Below are 522 nucleotides of genomic sequence, written 5' to 3'. Positions count from 1 at the left end.
TCTCGGAGAGAACTGACTTTCAGCTACAGGGCTTTCACCTACTATGGCGGGCCTTTCCAGACCTCTTCGCTTACCCAATTCCTTTGTAACTCCAAAGAGACGTCCCACAACCCCAAGAAGCAAGCTCCTTGGTTTAGGCTGTTCCGCGTTCGCTCGCCGCTACTGACGGAATCACTCTTGTTTTCTCTTCCTGAGGGTACTTAGATGTTTCAGTTCCCCTCGTCTGCCTCTACACATCCTATGTATTCAGATGTGAGTAACTGGAGATGAATCCAGCTGGGTTTCCCCATTCGGACATCCCCGGATCAATGCTTGCTTACAGCTCCCCGAGGCCTTATCGTTGTTCGCCACGTCCTTCGTCGGCTCCTAGCGCCTAGGCATCCACCGTGTGCTCTTAGTAGCTTAACCTAGTGGTTTTGCTTAACAAAACCACGACTTCTTCTATTCCAATCAAAAAGGGGTTTTTGCAAAGCAAAAGACCTTTCCTTCTGATTCTTTCGAATCCGTCGCTATATCTCTTCT

The 522-nt window shown here is 49.0% G+C and carries 1 rRNA gene; it reads right to left on the bottom strand.

What is annotated here, in order from left to right:
• Positions 1-408: ribosomal RNA gene (locus tag WH46_RS23200) — 23S ribosomal RNA — on the bottom strand; the annotation flags it as partial.
• Between the last annotated feature and the right edge of the window lie 114 nt (positions 409-522).

The organism is Paenibacillus dauci (assembly GCF_000971985.1).
Classification (GTDB): Bacteria; Bacillota; Bacilli; order Paenibacillales; family Paenibacillaceae; genus Saccharibacillus; species Saccharibacillus dauci.
The sequence above is the reverse complement of the archived record's forward strand: the minus strand, read 5'-3'. Positions and strand labels throughout refer to the sequence as shown.